This is a genomic window from Pseudomonas extremorientalis (assembly GCF_001870465.1).
Classification (GTDB): domain Bacteria; phylum Pseudomonadota; class Gammaproteobacteria; order Pseudomonadales; family Pseudomonadaceae; genus Aquipseudomonas; species Aquipseudomonas extremorientalis.
The window spans coordinates 72,704-89,991 of record NZ_MDGK01000037.1; the positions used below are offsets into that span (position 1 = coordinate 72,704).

Annotated in this window: 15 protein-coding genes; 5 read left to right on the forward strand and 10 right to left on the reverse strand. The window is 62.3% G+C overall.

Going from position 1 to position 17,288, the window contains the following annotated elements:
* Positions 1-3: 3 nt before the first annotated feature.
* The 9 genes from BFN10_RS14515 to bioB form a co-directional block, all read right to left on the reverse strand.
* Positions 4-1,773 (reverse strand): acyl-CoA dehydrogenase C-terminal domain-containing protein, encoded by a 1,770-nt coding sequence (locus BFN10_RS14515; RefSeq protein WP_071490259.1) that lies wholly within the window; start codon positions 1,771-1,773, stop codon positions 4-6.
* 90 nt (positions 1,774-1,863) lie between these two features.
* On the reverse strand, positions 1,864-3,153 hold the full coding sequence (locus BFN10_RS14520) for a GGDEF domain-containing protein (protein WP_071490260.1): 1,290 nt from the start codon (positions 3,151-3,153) through the stop codon (positions 1,864-1,866).
* Between the two features lie 208 nt (positions 3,154-3,361).
* Positions 3,362-5,167: a phenylacyl-CoA dehydrogenase gene (locus BFN10_RS14525; protein WP_071490261.1), complete on the reverse strand. Its 1,806-nt coding sequence runs from the start codon at positions 5,165-5,167 to the stop codon at positions 3,362-3,364.
* Between the two features lie 327 nt (positions 5,168-5,494).
* Positions 5,495-5,776: a hypothetical protein gene (locus tag BFN10_RS14530; protein ID WP_058426691.1), complete on the reverse strand. Its 282-nt coding sequence runs from the start codon at positions 5,774-5,776 to the stop codon at positions 5,495-5,497.
* 106 nt (positions 5,777-5,882) lie between these two features.
* Positions 5,883-6,563 carry a dethiobiotin synthase gene (gene bioD / locus BFN10_RS14535; protein WP_071490262.1) on the reverse strand — a complete coding sequence of 227 codons (681 nt, stop codon included), beginning with the start codon at positions 6,561-6,563 and terminating at the stop codon, positions 5,883-5,885.
* On the reverse strand, positions 6,560-7,372 hold the full coding sequence (bioC, locus tag BFN10_RS14540) for a malonyl-ACP O-methyltransferase BioC (RefSeq protein WP_071490263.1): 813 nt from the start codon (positions 7,370-7,372) through the stop codon (positions 6,560-6,562). The genes bioD and bioC overlap by 4 nt, the downstream gene beginning before the upstream one ends.
* Entirely contained in the window at positions 7,365-8,096 is a 732-nt protein-coding gene (locus tag BFN10_RS14545) for an alpha/beta fold hydrolase (protein WP_071490264.1), read from the reverse strand. The genes bioC and BFN10_RS14545 overlap by 8 nt, the downstream gene beginning before the upstream one ends.
* Positions 8,089-9,270: an 8-amino-7-oxononanoate synthase gene (gene bioF / locus BFN10_RS14550; protein WP_071490265.1), complete on the reverse strand. Its 1,182-nt coding sequence runs from the start codon at positions 9,268-9,270 to the stop codon at positions 8,089-8,091. Before bioF ends, BFN10_RS14545 begins: the two co-directional genes overlap by 8 nt.
* A gap of 176 nt (positions 9,271-9,446) precedes the next feature.
* Positions 9,447-10,502 carry a biotin synthase BioB gene (gene bioB / locus BFN10_RS14555; protein ID WP_058426686.1) on the reverse strand — a complete coding sequence of 352 codons (1,056 nt, stop codon included), beginning with the start codon at positions 10,500-10,502 and terminating at the stop codon, positions 9,447-9,449.
* A 92-nt stretch (positions 10,503-10,594) separates the two neighbouring features.
* On the opposite strand from bioB, the gene BFN10_RS14560 reads away from it, so the two are divergent.
* From BFN10_RS14560 to rarD, 5 genes are all read left to right on the forward strand, one after another.
* Entirely contained in the window at positions 10,595-11,332 is a 738-nt protein-coding gene (locus tag BFN10_RS14560) for a ComF family protein (RefSeq protein ID WP_071490266.1), read from the forward strand.
* A 57-nt stretch (positions 11,333-11,389) separates the two neighbouring features.
* Entirely contained in the window at positions 11,390-12,154 is a 765-nt protein-coding gene (locus tag BFN10_RS14565; RefSeq protein WP_071490267.1) for a TOBE domain-containing protein, read from the forward strand.
* A gap of 79 nt (positions 12,155-12,233) precedes the next feature.
* Positions 12,234-14,135, forward strand: a complete 1,902-nt coding sequence (locus BFN10_RS14570) for a PhoX family protein (RefSeq protein WP_071490268.1) — start codon at positions 12,234-12,236, stop codon at positions 14,133-14,135.
* 198 nt (positions 14,136-14,333) lie between these two features.
* Positions 14,334-15,308, forward strand: coding sequence for a serine/threonine protein kinase (locus BFN10_RS14575; protein WP_071490269.1), 975 nt, complete (start codon positions 14,334-14,336; stop codon positions 15,306-15,308).
* Between the two features lie 182 nt (positions 15,309-15,490).
* Positions 15,491-16,375, forward strand: coding sequence for an EamA family transporter RarD (gene rarD, locus BFN10_RS14580; RefSeq protein ID WP_071490270.1), 885 nt, complete (start codon positions 15,491-15,493; stop codon positions 16,373-16,375).
* A gap of 223 nt (positions 16,376-16,598) precedes the next feature.
* Here rarD and BFN10_RS14585 read toward each other — a convergent pair whose 3' ends face one another.
* Positions 16,599-17,111, reverse strand: coding sequence for a glycine cleavage system transcriptional repressor (locus tag BFN10_RS14585; protein ID WP_071490271.1), 513 nt, complete (start codon positions 17,109-17,111; stop codon positions 16,599-16,601).
* Positions 17,112-17,288: the final 177 nt, after the last annotated feature.

The following is a 17,288-nucleotide window of genomic DNA, read 5'->3' on the forward strand; positions in this document are numbered from 1 at the left end:
TCATCACCACGCAAACGCCTCCGCAGGCAGACTCATCAGGCATTCGCTGCCCGCTTCCACGGCCGCGCGATGGGTAGCCGTACGCGGCAGTAGACGCTTGAAGTAGAACTCGCACGTGGCCAACTTGGCCTTGGCAAAATCGCCATCTGGCTGTTCAAGGGCAGCGATCGCCATGCGCAGCCACAGGTACGCGAGCACCACGTAACCGCTGTACATCAAGTAATCCACCGCCGCCGCGCCCACTTCATCGGGGTTCTTCATCGCGGCCATGCCGACCTTCGTGGTCAGCTCACCCCATTCCCCGTTCAACTGATTGAGTTGCGCCACATAGCCCTTGAGCTGCGGATGCTCGGCATTCGCGGTACAGAACTTATGCACGATTTTGGTAAACCCACGCAGCAACTTGCCCTGGCTGCCCAGCACCTTGCGCCCCAGCAGGTCGAGGGCCTGGATGCCGTTGGTGCCTTCATAGATCGGCGCAATCCGCGCATCGCGGGCCAGTTGCTCCATGCCCCATTCGCGGATGTAACCGTGGCCACCGAAGATCTGCATGCCGTGGTTGGTCACCTCAAGGCCAGTGTCGGTCATAAAGGCTTTGCAGATGGGCGTGAGGAACGCCAGCAGGTCTTCGGCCTCCTGACGCTGCGCCGCGTCCTTGCTCAGGTGCGCGGTGTCGAGCAATTGTGCGGTGAAGTAGGTCAGCGCACGGTTGCCTTCGTTGAAGGCCTTCATGGTCAGCAGCATGCGGCGCACATCAGGGTGCACGATGATCGGGTCGGCGGCTTTGTCCGGGGCCTTGGCGCCAGTCAGCGAGCGCATTTGCAGACGGTCGTTGGCGTAGGTGATCGCGCCCTGGAAGCTCGCCTCGCCATTGCACAGGCCCTGCATGCCGGTGCCCAGGCGCGCATGGTTCATCATGGTGAACATACAGTTGAGGCCCTTGTTCGGCTCACCGATCAGGAAACCCTTGGCGCCATCGAAGTTCAACACACAGGTAGCGGACGCCTTGATGCCCATCTTGTGTTCGATGGAACCGCAGTGCACCGCATTGCGCTCGCCTGTGTCGGCATGGAACTTGGGCACGATGAACAGCGAGATGCCCTTGGTGCCCGCCGGCGCATCCGGCAGCTTGGCCAGCACCAGGTGAATGATATTGGCGCTCATGTCGTGCTCGCCGGCCGAGATGAAGATCTTGCTGCCGGTGACCGCATAGCTGCCGTCCGCCTGGGGCACGGCACGGGTCTTGATCAGGCCCAGGTCGGTGCCGCAGTGGGCTTCGGTGAGGCACATGGTGCCAGTCCATTCGCCCGCAGTGAGTTTGGTCAGGAACGTGTCTTTCTGCTCGGCGGTGCCGTGGGCGTGGATCGCCGACATCGCGCCGTGGGTCAGCCCCGGGTACATGCCCCAGGAGGTGTTGCTGGAGCCGATCATCTCGCTCAGCACCAGGCCGAGCGACTGCGGCAAGCCCTGGCCACCGTAGGCCGGGTCCGCTGCCACGCCGTGCCAGCCGCCCTCAACGTACTGGGCGAAGGCTTCCTTGAAGCCCTTGGGCGTGGTGACCACGCCATTGTCGAAATGGCAGCCTTCTTCGTCGCCACTGCGGTTGAGCGGCGCGAGCACGTTCTCGCAGAATTTTGCGCCTTCTTCGAGGATCGCAGCGACCATGTCCGGGCTGGCATCGGTGGCGCCCAATGCGGCGTAGTGGCCGTGGAAATCAAACACGTTGTCGATCAGAAAGCGCATGTCGCGAAGGGGAGCTTTGTACTCAGGCATGGCAATGTCTCCGTCAGCAGATGGTTTCAACCTACCGCCGGCCAACGCCCGGAACAATCACTGTAGAACCGCTGAATACAGCGCCATCACTCAACCGGCAGCGCTCTCCATGCGCACCGCGCCACGCCGGGTCTGCCCGGACGCCACCACGCAGTTGCGCCCCGCGCCCTTGGCGGCGTACAGCGCCTGGTCGGCGGACTTGAGCACTTCCTCGGGCGTGCGCTGCTCGGCCTGGCGTTCGGCCACGCCGATGCTGATGGTCACTGAGACACTGGAGGCGCCGCTGCCTGAACGGCGCTGGCGACCCTGCTGATCGTCCTGGGGGCGGTCCGAATGACGCAGCTTGATGTCGTAGTCGGCGATGATCTCGCGGATCTCCTCCAGGTGCGGCATGCATTCATCCAGGGTCTTGCCGGCGAACACCACGGCGAATTCTTCACCGCCGTAGCGGTACGCGCGCCCGCCGCCGTTGACCTTGGACAGCTTGCTCGCCACCAGCCGCAATACCTGGTCGCCCACGTCATGACCATGGGTATCGTTGAAGCGCTTGAAGTGGTCGACGTCGCTCATCGCCAGCACATAGTTGCGCCCCAGCCGCTGCATGCGCTCGTTCAGCGCACGACGCCCCGGCAGGCCGGTCAGCTCATCGCGGAAGGCCATTTGATAAGCCTCGTGGGCCACACCGGCGGCGATCATCAGCATCACCTGGCTGCACATGATATTCAGGGTGAAGGGCAGGATGAACGTCTGCGGCAACATCCAGAACAGGCCGAGCAACCCCACCAGTTGCGCCGCATGCAGCGGGCGCGGCTGGTACCAGTATTGCGCTGCCAGGGTCAGGAAGCCTATCAGGAACATCGGGTAAGACAACTGGATCAGGCTCATCCAAGTACCATGTAGCGCCGGCCAGCGGATCTCCGCCAGCCAGTTCAGCACCGCCTGGGGATAACTCTGCTCCAGCGCCAGCGCTACGCTGCCGACCGCCAGCAACACCGCGCCACGGGCAACGAAGTCACGAAACAGGTGGGTCTTCTCCTGCCACAGAGCGTAGATGCTGAACAACAACGGCAGCAGCAGGCAGCACAGGTGAAACACCACTGCGGCGTCTTCGCGCACGCGGCCATTGTCGCGGTAGAAGTCGGTCTGGGTATCGAGCAGGAAGTAGACGATGTACACCGTGATCATCAGGAACAGTTCACGCTGGCGGCGGTACACCGCGCAGTACGAACCACCGAGCAACAGCACCAGGGTCGGCAATACATTGAACAGCGAGGTGAAGAAGACGTTGAGGTCCTTGACGTACGCAGCCGAGAGCCCGGCCAGCAAGAGCAGCAACGAAGGGAGAAAGTGACTGAAACGTACAGCGGACACGCGTGACAAGGGTAAAACTCCGACCCGCAAAAAATGATGGCACTGTGCCTTTATGCAGACAGTTAAACACAACCCGTCGAACATGTATCACATTGCCATCACTGTAACGGCAGCCGACAGTAATCCCTGAGTGCTGCGCTGTGGTTTTTTATCGGGTACAAAAAAGCCGCCGCTCCCGCAAGGGAGCGGCGGCTCTGCAAGTGAACCCCGGTAAGGCTTAGTAAGCCAGGCCGAAGTCTTCTTCTTTCATGTCCATGAGGTTGTTGGCGCCCGACAGCATGGTGGCCACGTGCGTACGGGTACGCGGCAGGATGCGCTGGAAGTAGAAGCGCGCGGTCTGCAGCTTGGCGGTGTAGAACGCTTCTTCGGTGGTGCCGGCAGCCAGTTTCTCGGCCGCCAGGCGCGCCATATCGGCCCAGAAGTAAGCCAGGCAGGCGTAACCGGAGTACATCAGGTAGTCCACCGAGGCGGCACCCACTTCTTCACGGTCTTTCATCGCGGCCATCCCGACCTTCATGGTCAACTCGCCCCACTCTTTGTTCAGCGCAGCCAGCGGTGCAACGAATTCTTTGACCGCTTCGTTGCCTTCGTTGGCCTGGCAGAACTTGTGCACGATCTTGGTGAAGCCCTTGAGCGCTTCGCCTTGGGTCATCAGCACTTTACGGCCCAGCAGGTCGAGGGCCTGGATGCCGGTGGTGCCTTCGTACAGCATCGAAATGCGGCTGTCGCGAACGTTCTGCTCCATGCCCCACTCGGCGATGAAACCGTGGCCGCCGTAGATCTGCACACCGTGGTTGGCCGATTCAAAGCCGACTTCGGTCATGAAGGCCTTGGCGATCGGGGTCATGAAGGCCAGCAGGCCGTCCGCCTGTTTCTTGGCTTCGTCGTCGGTGCCGTATTTGACGATGTCCACTTGCTTGGCAGTGAAGTACACCATCGCACGGTTGCCTTCGGCGAAGGCCTTCATGGTCAGCAACATGCGGCGCACATCAGGGTGCACGATGATCGGGTCGGCGGCTTTGTCCGGTGCTTTCGGGCCGGTCAGGGAGCGCATTTGCAGACGGTCGCGGGCATATTTCAGGCCGCCCTGGAAACCGATCTCGGCATGGGACAGGCCTTGCAGCGCGGTACCCAGGCGAGCAGTGTTCATGAAGGTGAACATGCAGTTCAGGCCTTTGTTCGCCGGGCCGATCAGGAAACCGGTGGCCGCGTCGAAGTTCATCACGCAGGTGGCGTTGCCGTGGATGCCCATCTTGTGTTCCAGGGAACCACAGCTCACGGCGTTGCGCGCGCCAATCGAGCCATCGGCGTTGGGCAGGAACTTCGGCACGATAAACAGCGAGATGCCTTTGGTGCCGGCCGGTGCGTCCGGCAGGCGGGCCAGTACGATATGGACGATGTTGTCAGCCATGTCGTGTTCACCGGCCGAGATGAAGATCTTGGTGCCGGAGACCTTATAGGAACCATCAGCCTGAGGCTCGGCCTTGGTGCGCAGCATGCCCAGGTCGGTGCCGCAGTGTGGCTCGGTCAGGCACATGGTGCCGGTCCATTCGCCCGACACCAGTTTGGTCAGGTAGGCCTCTTGCTGCTCGGGGGTGCCGTGCTCGGAGATGGTGTTCATCGCACCGTGGGACAGGCCCGGGTACATGCCCCACGACCAGTTGGCGGTGCCGACCATTTCGCTCACGGCCAGGCCCAGGGATTCCGGCAGGCCTTGGCCGCCGTGCGCCACGTCGTGGGCCAGGCTTGGCCAGCCGCCTTCGACGAACTGTTTGTAGGCTTCTTTGAAACCGGTAGGGGTTTTGACGCCCGACTCACTCCAGGTGCAGCCTTCGATGTCGCCCACGCGGTTCAGCGGTGCCAGCACTTGCTCACAGAACTTGGCGCCTTCTTCAAGGATGGCGTCAACCATGTCCGGGGTAGCGTCCTGGCAAGCCGGCAGGCTCTGATAGTGCGCTTCATAGCCAAGCAGTTCGTCACGAACGAAGCGAATATCACGCAAGGGGGCCTTGTAGTCAGGCATAGCGATAAACCTCTGCTGATGTATCTGGAATGAACAACCGCGTGGAAGTGTTGGGGCGGTCAAACAGGTGTTTGAAACATACGTTTACCACTTGGGGATGTCAAGCGTCGTCCCGATGCCGTTTGTCATGACGCGAATCAATGGCGCGCACGGCAACGCTTGCGGCAAGACGCCACATGACTGCGGGAGTGTAGAAGTTCAGAAGGACGGCACAGTAAAAATGTGGGAGGGGGCTTGCCCCCGATAGCGCCATGTCAGCCATACACACATTGGCTGATCCATCACTATCGGGGGCAAGCCCCCTCCCACATTTTTAGCGCCAGCAGATCAGGCGTAGGTGTCGATCAAGGTGCCGAGCATTTCATCCGAAGCCTTGGCGACTTTGGCGCCGAGCTCCACTTGGAATTTGCCCTGGGCCATTTCAACCATATTGCTGGCGGAGTTGGACGGCTGGGCGCGGTCGTTGGCTTGCAGACGGTCGCTTTGCGCATCCGATGGCTGGGTAGTCGCGGCGCTGGCAATTCTGCCGGCGGCCTGATCGACACGGTTCTGTCCAGACTGAATACTGCTCAGGCCCGAATAAAACGCGCTGCTTCCAGAGATTTCCATGGCGTAAGCCTGCCTTTAGAGAATCGTGAAGTTGAATTGAAGCAGATATCCCGTCAAAGGGCTCGTCAAAAACACTAATGGCATAATGCCTTGTCGATAGCCAAAATCAGTCAAGCAGGTCCAACTGTAAGTACTCGGCAACCGTTTCAGCCCCGGCGTGCTTGAGTTTCGGCACACGCCCCAGGCATGGCGCAGGCAGGCGCTCGGCCAGGGTGGCGAGGTTTTCTTCCAGACGGGAGGTCTTGGGCTCGATGATATTGGCCACCCACCCGGCCAACTGCAGGCCGTCCCGGGCGATGGCTTCGGCGGTCAGCAAGGCATGGCTGATGCAACCCAGGCGCACGCCCACCACCAGGATCACCGGCAACTTCAGCGCCATGGCCAGGTCCGACAGGTTCGCCTGATCGGCCAATGGCACCCGCCAGCCGCCGGCGCCTTCGATCAGGGTGAAATCCGCTTGCCGTGCCAGAATCTGCTGCATGGGCTTCAACAACGATTGCACGGTGAGCGAGAAACCTGCCTCCCGCGCCGCCAGGTGGGGAGCGATGGCCGGTTCGAAGGCCACCGGGTTGACCTCGGCATAACTCAACGGCAACGAGCATTCAGCCAGCAACGCCAGTGCATCGGCGTTGCGCAAGCCCTTGGGCGTGACCTGGCAACCGGAGGCCACCGGCTTGCCAGCCGCGGTGCTTCTACCGGCTTGCCGCGCCGCGTGCAACAGGCCGGCGGCGATGGTGGTCTTGCCGACATCGGTGTCGGTACCGGTGATGAAGTAGGCGGCGCTCATAGAGGTTTCTCCAGTACGGCATACACCACTTGGTAAGTCGCCGGCAGGCCTTGGGCCTGGCGGAACCGCTCATACGCGTGCACCAGTGCAACAATCCGCGCGCGCCCCGTCAACCCACCGGGGCGACCGGGGTTGAGGTTATGCGCGCCCAGGGCCTTCAATTCGTGGGTCAGGCTGCGTACATCCGGGTAATGCAACACATGAGGACGGCGCTCCAGGCTCACCACCCGCAGGCCGCTGGCCGCACACAAGTGTTGATACGCCTCGAAGGTGCGGAAGCGATTGACGTGCACCAGGCCATCCGCCGCACGCCAGCTTTCGCGCAGTTCTTCCAGGGTGCCCACGCAGAGACTGGCGAAGGCCAGCACTCCGCCCGGTTGCAACACCCGATAGGCTTCGCTGAGCACCGCCTCGAAATTCGCACACCACTGCACCGCGAGGGAGGAAAACAGCAGCTGCACGCTCTCAGCTTTGAGCGGCAAGCGTTCGGCGTCGCCGGCGATGAAGTGCTCGGCGCCACCCAGGGGGCGTGCGTGGTTGAGCATGCCTTCGGCGATATCCAGCGCGATGCCTTCGCTGGCGGGCCACTGTTCACCCAGCACGCGACTGAAATACCCGGTGCCGCAGCCCATGTCCAACCAGCGTTGCGGCGCGGTATTGGCCGGCAGGCGCGCCAGCAATTGGCTGCCCACCGCCCGCTGCAATTCGGCAACACTGTCGTAACTGGCGGCGGCACGGGAAAAGGACGCCGCCACCTGGCGCTTGTCCGGCAACGCGCCCGGCAGCGGGGCGTGGGATAAATCAGTCATCGACGCACTCATGCAAAAAAGCCTGGATGGCCCCCGCTACACCGTGAGGGTCTTCCAGAAGAAAAGCGTGGCCGGCCTGTTCAATCAGGCCGATTTCAACATCCGGCAGCAGGGCCAGCAGGTCGCTGGCGGCTTCGGCGGGTACCAACCCGTCCAAGCCGGCGAACAGGTGCAACTGCGGGCCGCGATAGGCCAATAAGGCTTCACGGGTATCCAACTGGGCGAGTAGCTCAAGGCCGGGCATCAACACACTGGAGGGCGTGTTCGGCGCACCACTGACCAGCAGGCGCGACAGTCCGCGCGGGTCTTCGGCGCCCTTGGCGCACAACAGGCCGAAGCGCTTGAGGGTGACCTGGGAGTCGGCATGGCAGCCAGCGAGGAACGCGTCGAAGGTCTCGGCGGGCATCGCGCTTGGCCAGCCAGCGCGGGCGACGAAACACGGGTTACTCGCCAGGGTCAGCAGGCCACAGCAACGTTCGCCACGCCGCGCCGCCAGCTCCGAAGCCAGCATGCCGCCCAGGGACCAGCCGCCCAGCCAGGCGTTGTCCGGCAGCGTGGCGTCGAGTTCGTCGAGCCACTCATTCAGGTCGCTGGAATCCAGTGCGGGCAACGGTTCGATCTGCACCTGCAGGTGCTCGTCCAAACCTTGCAAGGCGGCGGCCAACGGCTCCAGCGGCGATACACCGAGGCCCCAGCCGGGCAGCAATATCAGTCGATCACGCATGGTTGGGCTCCGAACTGCCTAACAAGCGGAAACACGCTTCCAGTGCGTTTAACAATAGCTGCACCTGCGCCGCGCTGTGGGCCGCCGTCAATGTCACGCGCAGACGCGCACTGCCGGCGGGCACGGTCGGTGGGCGAATAGCTGTGACCATCAGGCCGCGTTCGCGCAGCATCTGCGACAGCCGCATGGCCTTGGCGCTGTCGCCGATCAGGATGGGTTGGATCGGCGTGAAGCTGTCCATCAGGTCCAGCCCAAGCTGCTCGGCGCCCTGGCGGAACTGGCTGATCAGGCGGTTGAGGTGCTCGCGCCGCCAATGCTCAGTGCGCAACAGTTCCAGGCTTTTCAAGGTGGCGCAGGCCAGGGCGGGCGGTTGGCTGGTGGTGTAGATGTACGGGCGGGCGAACTGGATCAGGCTTTCGATCAGCTCTTCACTGCCGGCCACAAACGCCCCGGCCGTGCCGAACGCCTTGCCGAGGGTGCCGACCAGCACCGGCACGTCCTCCTGGCTCAGGCCGAAATGCTCGACGATCCCGCCGCCGTTGGCGCCCAGGGGGCCAAAACCATGGGCGTCATCCACCATCAACCAGGCGCCTTTGGCCTTGGTTTCGCGGGCCAGCGCGGGCAGGTCGGCCAGGTCGCCGTCCATGCTGAACACACCATCGGTGACCACCAGGGTATTGCCGGTAGCTTTCTCCAGGCGCTTGGCCAGGCTCTGCGCATCGTTATGCAGGTAACGCTTGAAACGCGCCCCCGAGAGCAAGCCCGCGTCCAGCAGCGACGCATGGTTGAGACGGTCTTCCAGCACCGTATCGCCCTGCCCCACCAACGCCGTGACCGCGCCGAGGTTGGCCATGTAACCGGTGGTAAACAGCAGCGCACGCGGGCGACCGGTGAGGTCGGCCAGGGCCTCTTCCAGTTCATGGTGCGGCGTGGCATGCCCGACCACCAGGTGCGAAGCGCCGCCGCCCACCCCCCAACGGGAGGCACCGGCGCGCCAGGCCTCGATCACTTGCGGGTGATTGGCCAGGCCCAGGTAATCGTTATTGCAGAACGCCAGCAGCGGCTGGCCGTCCACCACCACTTCCGGGCCTTGGGGGCTGTCGAGTAGCGGGCGTTGGCGGTAAAGGTGTTCGGCACGACGGGCAGCGAGGCGCGCGGCGAGATCGAAAGACATGCTGGCCTCGATTAAACAGGATGTACGCGCTAAAGAATGTGAAGGGGATCCAGTGAGGGAGGGGGCTTGCCCCCGATGGCGATGGGTCAGTCGACACCTACATCAACTGACAGATTGCAATCGGGGGCAAGCCCCCTCCCACACCAGTCCTTTCCCACAGTTGGCTGGCATTTCAATCAAACAACAGCGTTGTAGAACTGCTCGCTGCTCTTCTGCTCCACCAACGCCTGCTCGATTGCCGCCTGATGCACTTCATCGGCATGTTCTTCACGGGCTTCCGGCAGGATGCCCAGGCGCGCGAACAGTTGCATGTCCTTGTCAGCCTGCGGGTTGGCGGTGGTCAGCAACTTGTCGCCGTAGAAGATGGAGTTGGCACCGGCAAAGAACGCCAACGCCTGCATCTGCTCGTTCATCGCCTCACGGCCGGCCGACAGGCGCACGTGGGACTTCGGCATCAGGATGCGCGCCACGGCGAGCATGCGGATGAAGTCGAATGGGTCGATGTCTTCGGCGTTTTCCAGCGGTGTCCCCGCCACCTTCACCAGCATGTTGATCGGCACCGACTCCGGATGCTCCGGCAGGTTGGCCAGCTGGATCAGCAAATTGGCGCGGTCGTCGAGGGACTCGCCCATGCCGAGGATGCCGCCGGAGCAGATCTTCATCCCCGAATCACGTACATAGGCCAGGGTTTGCAGACGCTCGCTGTAGGTGCGGGTGGTGATGATGCTGCCGTAGAACTCCGGCGAGGTGTCGAGGTTGTGGTTGTAATAGTCCAGGCCGGCCTGGGCCAGGGCTTCGGTCTGGTCCTGGTCGAGGCGGCCGAGGGTCATGCAGGTTTCCAGGCCCATGGCCTTTACGCCTTTGACCATCTGCAACACATAGGGCATATCTTTGGCCGACGGGTGTTTCCAGGCGGCACCCATGCAGAAGCGCGTCGAGCCGATGGCTTTGGCGCGGGCAGCCTCTTCGAGGACCTTCTGCACTTCCATCAGCTTCTCTTTTTCCAGCCCGGTGTTGTAGTGGCCCGACTGCGGACAATATTTGCAATCTTCCGGGCAGGCGCCGGTCTTGATCGAGAGCAGCGTCGACACTTGCACACGGTTGGCGTCGAAATGCGCGCGGTGCACGGTCTGCGCCTGGAACAGCAGGTCATTGAACGGCTGCACGAACAGCGCTTTGACTTCGGCGAGGGACCAATCGTGACGCAAGGTGGCGGTGGTGCTGGCGCTCATGGGCGATTCCTTGATTATGCTTTGGCAAGCGCTGCGGGAAGGGCAATACCCACAGGCACGACACGGATGCTCGGCATATTTAAGGAAGATTCATGTACTGTCAACCGAGATACAAACACCAGGTTTACATCTGGTTAAATAACATACAAACCTGTTTAATCTGTGATGAAGCGACATCTTCCGCCCATTGTGTGTGCAACGTCTGCGAAACCGAGCTGCCCTGGCTCATGGAGCACTGCGATGTGTGTGCCCTGCCCTTGCCGATGGAGGGTTTGATCTGCGGGCAATGCCAAAAAAATCCCCCCGCGTTTAAACAGGTCATCGCCCCCTGGTCCTACAGCTTTCCCATCGACAGCCTGATCAGCCGCTTCAAGCATCAGGCACGCTGGCCCCTCGGGCAGATGCTGGCGTGGCTCCTGGCGCAACACCTGCAACATCGCTTTGACAATACCGAACTCGTACGCCCCGAGTGCCTGCTACCGGTGCCCATGGCGCGCAAGCGTCTGCGCGAACGCGGCTACAACCAGGCGTTGATGCTGGCGCGCTGGCTCGGCAGCGACTTGAACATCCCCCACGATGAACAGCTGTTGTTACGCCCCCATGAAACCGTGGCCCAACAGGCCCTTGACGCCAAGAACCGTAAACGCAACCTGCTCGGCGCCTTCGCCCTGGCGCCCGACGCCCAGGTGCAGGGCCGGCATTTCGCCCTGGTCGACGACGTGCTGACGACCGGCGCCACGGCCCACAGCCTGGCGCGGTTATTGATGAACGCCGGTGCGAAGCAGGTCGATGTGTATTGCCTGGCCCGCACGCCCAAACCGGGCAGTTGACTTGACTCCAGCCCACCGTGCCCGCAACGTTCGGCCAATCCCATCGAAGCGTATCCCATGTCTCTGCCAGCCTCCCTCAGCCAACACATCATTCGCCGCCCCCAGCGCATTGCCTTGCTGGCGCATATCGCCGAGCAGGGTTCCATCACCCGCGCGGCCAAAAGCGCAGGCTTGAGTTACAAGGCGGCGTGGGATGCCATCGACGAGTTGAACAACCTCGCACAAAAGCCGTTGGTAGAACGCAGCGTGGGCGGCAAGGGCGGCGGCGGCGCCAAGTTGACGACCGAAGGTGAGCGCGTGTTGCGTCTGTACCAGCGTCTGCAAGCGCTGCAAGCCGAGGTGCTGGGCTCCGATGAAGCCGCCAGCGACTTCAACCTGCTCGGCCGCTTGATGCTGCGCACCAGCGCGCGCAACCAATTGCATGGCCAGGTCATCGCCATCGAGCAGCAGGGCCGTAACGATCTGATCCGCCTGCAACTGGCCGGCGGCCTGAGCCTGGACGCGCAGATCACCCACGACAGCACGCAGCGCCTGGAGCTGGAAACCGGTGTGGAAGTGGTCGCATTGATCAAGGCCGGATGGCTGGAATTGCTCCCATCCAAGCAATCTGCAACACCTGGACACAATTGCATGAGCGGCACCGTCGACGCCATTCTCGACGCCGACGACGGCCCCGGCGAAGTGCGCATCGCCCTGCCCAATGGCCAGGTTTTATGCGCCCTGGCGCGGCCCGACGCACTCAAGGACGTGGGCGCCGTCGTAGGTAAAACCATCACCGTGCAGTTCGCGCCGAGCAATGTGCTGCTCGGTACGCCGGTGTAGCCGCAGCCCGCCTTCAAACTGCAACCATTTCGTCACGCCCGCTCCTTATGGTGTCTGCAAAAACCGCAGGGAGCCTGAGATGAGCCTATTAGAAGAAAACCAAGCCACCGACCTTGAACAGATGGTCGGCCTCACCCGCCGCCGCTTTATCGGCGCTGGCGCCCTGTGCGGTGCCGCAATGTTCCTCGGTGGCAACCTGCTGAGCCGCAGCGCCCTGGCCGTCAACGCCGCCAGCGCCAGCAGCCCGCTGCTGGGCTTTACCAGCATCGCCGCCGCCACCAGTGACGCCATCACCTTGCCGCCAGGCTACAGCGCCTCGGTGCTGATCAGTTGGGGCCAACCGCTGAGCAAGAACGCACCCGCCTTCGACCCGTCCGGCAACGGCACGGCCAAGGCCCAGGAGCAGCAGTTCGGGGACAACAACGACGGCATGAGCCTGTTCGCCTTCCCGGGCGACGACAACCGTGCGCTGATGGCGATCAACAACGAATACACCAATTACCGCTACCTCTTCGCCCACGGCGGCGCGCCGCAATCGGCCGAAGACGTGCGCAAGGCCCAGGCCAGCGAAGGCGTGTCGGTGATCGAAGTGCGGCGCAAGGGCGACACCTGGCAGTTCGTGCAGGACTCGCGCTACAACCGGCGCATCCACGGCAACTCGCCGATCAACCTCAGCGGCCCCGCCGCTGGCCACGCCTGGCTGAAAACCAGCGCCGACAAAACCGGCAAGAAAGCCCTCGGCACCTTCCAGAACTGCGCCAACGGCAAGACGCCGTGGGGTACTTACCTGACGTGCGAAGAGAACTTTACCGACTGCTTTGGCAGCAGCAACCCGCAACAAACCTTCGACGCCGGGCAGAAACGCTACGGTGTGGTGGCCGCCAGCAAAGACATCAACTGGCACCCGCACGACCCGCGCTTCGACATCGCCAAGAACCCCAACGAACTCAACCGCCACGGTTGGGTGGTGGAAATCGACCCGTTCGACCCCAAGTCCACGCCGGTCAAGCGCACGGCCCTGGGCCGCTTCAAGCACGAAAACGCCGCCCTGGCCGAAACCCGTGACGGCCGCGCCGTGGTGTACATGGGCGACGACGAACGCGGCGAGTTCATCTACAAGTTCGTCAGCCGCGACCCGATCAACCACCACAACCCCAAGGCCAACAAGGACCTGCTCGACCACGGCACCTTGTACGTGGCGATCTTCGACGCGGGCGACGGCAACGCCGATCACCCCAAGGGCAAGGGCCAATGGGTCGAACTCACCCACGGCAAGAACGGCATCGACGCCAGCACCGGTTTCGCCAGCCAGGCCGAAGTGCTGATCCACGCGCGCCTGGCCGCCAGCGTGGTGAAGGCCACGCGCATGGACCGCCCGGAATGGATCGTGGTCAGCCCCACCGATGGCCAGGTCTATTGCACCCTCACCAACAACGCCAAGCGCGGTGAAGACGGCCAGCCGGTGGGCGGCCCCAACCCGCGTGAAAAAAACGTCTACGGCCAGATCCTGCGCTGGAAGGCCGACGCGGATAACCACGGTTCCACCGAATTCAGCTGGGACCTGTTTGTGGTGGCCGGCAACCCGGGCGTGCACGCTGGCACGCCAAAGGGTGGCTCGTCGAATATCAACCCGCAGAACATGTTCAACAGCCCGGACGGCCTGGGTTTCGACAAGGCTGGACGCCTGTGGATTCTCACCGATGGCGACTACAGCAACGCGGGTGACTTCGCGGGCATGGGCAACAACCAGATGCTCTGCGCCGACCCCTCCACCGGGGAAATCCGCCGTTTCATGGTCGGCCCGGTAGCGTGTGAAGTGACGGGCATCAGCTTCTCGCCGGATCAGAAGACGTTGTTTGTGGGGATTCAGCACCCAGGCGAAACCGGCGGTTCGACCTGGCCGGAACATCTGCCAAATGGCAAGCCGCGCTCGTCAGTGATGGCAATTCGGCGGGATGACGGCGGTATCGTCGGCGCCTGACAAAGCCTCATCGGGGGCAAGCCCCCTCCCACACTGACTGTGTTCACAGTCAAAATATGTGAATGCAGTCAATGTGGGAGGGGCGGTGCGACGATTCGACTTGCCCCCGATAGCAATGGCACAGCCACCCCCTATCTCAGCCCCGGTGCGTTACCATACCCGGCCGGACGCGGCGCCCTGCTGCGCGCAGGAGTTCGCATGGCCCACCCGTTTGAAACACTCACCCCCGACCTGGTCCTCGACGCCGTCGAAAGCATCGGTTTCCTCAGCGACGCTCGCGTCCTGGCACTCAACAGCTACGAAAACCGCGTCTACCAAGTCGGCATCGAAGACGCCGAGCCACTGATCGCCAAGTTCTACCGCCCGCAGCGCTGGACCAACGAGGCTATCCTCGAAGAACACCGCTTCACCTTCGAACTGGCCGAATGCGAAGTGCCGGTGGTCGCGCCACTGATCCACAACGGCGAAAGCCTGTTCGAACATGCCGGATTCCGCTTCACCCTGTTCCCGCGCCGTGGCGGCCGCGCGCCGGAACCAGGCAACCTCGACCAACTCTATCGCCTCGGGCAACTGCTCGGCCGTTTGCATGCGGTGGGCTCTACCCGCCCGTTCGAACACCGTGAAGCCCTGGGCGTGAAGAATTTCGGGCACGACTCCCTCACCACCCTGCTCGAAGGCAATTTCATCCCCAAGAGCCTGTTGCCGGCCTACGAGTCCGTGGCCCGCGACCTGCTCAAGCGTGTGGAAGAGGTGTACAGGGCCACGCCGCACAAGAACATCCGCATGCACGGCGATTGCCATCCCGGCAACATGATGTGCCGCGACGAGATGTTCCACATCGTCGACCTGGATGACTGCCGCATGGGCCCGGCGGTGCAGGACCTGTGGATGATGCTCGCCGGCGATCGCCAGGAATGTCTGGGGCAGCTGTCGGAATTGATGGACGGCTATCAGGAGTTCCACGACTTCGACCCGCGTGAACTGGCGCTGATCGAACCCCTGCGTGCCCTGCGCCTGATGCATTACAGCGCCTGGCTGGCACGCCGCTGGGATGACCCGGCGTTCCCCCATAGCTTTCCGTGGTTTGGCAGCGAGCGGTATTGGGGCGATCAGGTGCTGGCGCTGCGCGAGCAATTGGCGGCCCTCAACGAAGAACCCCTGAAACTCTTCTGACCTGTCGAGTTAAATGTGGGAGGGGGCTTGCCCCCGATTGCAGTCTGCCAGTTGATGCATCTGTGACTGACACACAGCAATCGGGGGCAAGCCCCCTCCCACCCAAAGCAAAGCAGATCACATTGCCCGCCAAATGTACTTACAATCACGCCTTTGTTAGCTGCCTAAGCAAGGATTCTGCAATGCACGCCGCCAACCCCCGCAAGGGGTACATCCTGGGCCTGAGCGCCTATGTCATCTGGGGCCTGTTCCCGCTCTACTTCAAAGCCATCGCCAGCGTGCCCGCCGCAGAGATCATCGTGCACCGCGTGCTGTGGTCGGCGCTGTTCGGCGGTTTGCTGTTGATGGTGTGGAAACATCCCGGCTGGTTCCGCGAACTGCGCGACAACCCCAAGCGCCTGGCGATCCTGGCACTCAGTGGTTCGTTGATCGCGGGTAACTGGCTGACATACGTGTGGTCGGTCAACACCGGGCGCATGCTGGAGGCGAGCCTGGGTTACTACATCAACCCGTTGGTGAATGTGGTACTGGGCATGTTGATCCTGGGTGAACGCCTGCGCCGTTTGCAGTGGGTCGCCGTTGGGCTGGCTGCGGTGGGTGTGGCGCAGCAGGTGTGGCAAGTGGGCAGCCTGCCGTGGGTATCGCTGGTACTGGCGTTGACCTTTGGTTTCTACGGGCTGATTCGCAAGCAGGCACCGGTGAAAGCCCTGCCGGGGCTGGTGGTGGAAACCTGGATGCTGGTGCCGATTGCGGTTGCATGGCTGCTGTTCAACCCGACCGCCCACAGTGCGCAGATGGAATTCTGGGGCACCTCCGAAGCCTGGTGGCTGGTAGCCGCCGGCCCGGTGACACTGATCCCGCTGGTGTGTTTCAACGCCGCCGCACGGCATTTGCCCTATACCGCCCTGGGCTTTTTGCAGTACGTCGCGCCGACCCTGGTATTGCTGGAAGCCGTGCTGCTGTTCGGCGAGCATCTGGCACCAAGCACCTTGACCGCCTTCGCGTTCATCTGGGCGGGCCTGGTGGTGTACAGCGTGGATATCTGGCTCAGCGCACGCAAACGCTGATCAAATAACGTACAAACCTCTGCAAGCCATAATCTACGTGGCTTGCAGACATCCACCCCAAGGTTATCCACAACCTGATCCCCGCCATTTGTGCACAAGCCCTTGAAGCTGCTCGTTTTTTGCTCAAGTAGCGAAGAACCCCGCACGGCGTGGCCTGGCGCCGGGTCTCTACAGGTTATCCACAGGCCCATGCAAGATTTCCATGCATAACCCTGTGGGCCGATTATTCCTCGTGATGCAGTTCCACCATCAGGTCGTCCGCCAGGGTTTCCAGGGACAACTGCAAGGTATCCAGGGATAACGCTGCCGGCACCTGCAGCAGCGCTTCAGCAGTAAACAACGGATCACCGCTCATGGGCGCCGGGCGCACGTCCGTGCTCAGGCTCTCCAGGTTCACGCCCTGCTTGCTCAGCAGCGCCGTAATCTCGCGCACAATGCCCGCACGGTCATTGCCCACCAGCGTCATCATGATCGACTTGGAGGCCGAGGCCTGCCCGCTGCTGCCTTCGCCCACCAGCACGCGAATGCCGTGTGTGGATAAGTCCTCCAGCGCGCCGACCAGCGCCTGACGGTTCTCTGTTGGAACGCTGACCCGCAGGATCCCGGCAAATTGCCCGGCCATGTGCGCCATGCGGCTTTCCAGCCAATTGCCACCGTGGGTGGCAATATTCTGCGCGATGCGTTCAACCAGGCCGGGTTTGTCGGCGGCGATAATTGTGAGTACAAGATGGTCCATGGCGAAGCCCTCTGAATTCAATCTACAAGGTGGACTCGGAAGCCCTCGAAAACAAATCGTGTACCATTTTTATATTTATCTGGAACAATCCAATAGTTTTTTGAGAACATCCGGTTCTCCGCTGTGACCGTACGACCAAAGTGGGTCGCTAAACGACGTATTTAGTCTAATTTTCAC

What these genes read in the sequence shown, in the direction of transcription:
- BFN10_RS14515 (WP_071490259.1), bottom strand. Translation starts at nt 1,773, where the DNA reads ATGCCTGAGTACAAAGCTCCCCTTCGCGACATGCGCTTTCTGATCGAC.
- BFN10_RS14525 (WP_071490261.1), bottom strand. Translation starts at nt 5,167, where the DNA reads ATGCCTGACTACAAGGCCCCCTTGCGTGATATTCGCTTCGTTCGTGAC.
- BFN10_RS14530 (WP_058426691.1), bottom strand. Translation starts at nt 5,776, where the DNA reads ATGGAAATCTCTGGAAGCAGCGCGTTTTATTCGGGCCTGAGCAGTATT.
- bioD (WP_071490262.1), bottom strand. Translation starts at nt 6,563, where the DNA reads ATGAGCGCCGCCTACTTCATCACCGGTACCGACACCGATGTCGGCAAG.
- bioC (WP_071490263.1), bottom strand. Translation starts at nt 7,372, where the DNA reads ATGACTGATTTATCCCACGCCCCGCTGCCGGGCGCGTTGCCGGACAAG.
- BFN10_RS14545 (WP_071490264.1), bottom strand. Translation starts at nt 8,096, where the DNA reads ATGCGTGATCGACTGATATTGCTGCCCGGCTGGGGCCTCGGTGTATCG.
- bioF (WP_071490265.1), bottom strand. Translation starts at nt 9,270, where the DNA reads ATGTCTTTCGATCTCGCCGCGCGCCTCGCTGCCCGTCGTGCCGAACAC.
- bioB (WP_058426686.1), bottom strand. Translation starts at nt 10,502, where the DNA reads ATGAGCGCCAGCACCACCGCCACCTTGCGTCACGATTGGTCCCTCGCC.
- BFN10_RS14560 (WP_071490266.1), top strand. Translation starts at nt 10,595, where the DNA reads ATGTACTGTCAACCGAGATACAAACACCAGGTTTACATCTGGTTAAAT.
- BFN10_RS14565 (WP_071490267.1), top strand. Translation starts at nt 11,390, where the DNA reads ATGTCTCTGCCAGCCTCCCTCAGCCAACACATCATTCGCCGCCCCCAG.
- BFN10_RS14570 (WP_071490268.1), top strand. Translation starts at nt 12,234, where the DNA reads ATGAGCCTATTAGAAGAAAACCAAGCCACCGACCTTGAACAGATGGTC.
- BFN10_RS14575 (WP_071490269.1), top strand. Translation starts at nt 14,334, where the DNA reads ATGGCCCACCCGTTTGAAACACTCACCCCCGACCTGGTCCTCGACGCC.
- rarD (WP_071490270.1), top strand. Translation starts at nt 15,491, where the DNA reads ATGCACGCCGCCAACCCCCGCAAGGGGTACATCCTGGGCCTGAGCGCC.
- BFN10_RS14585 (WP_071490271.1), bottom strand. Translation starts at nt 17,111, where the DNA reads ATGGACCATCTTGTACTCACAATTATCGCCGCCGACAAACCCGGCCTG.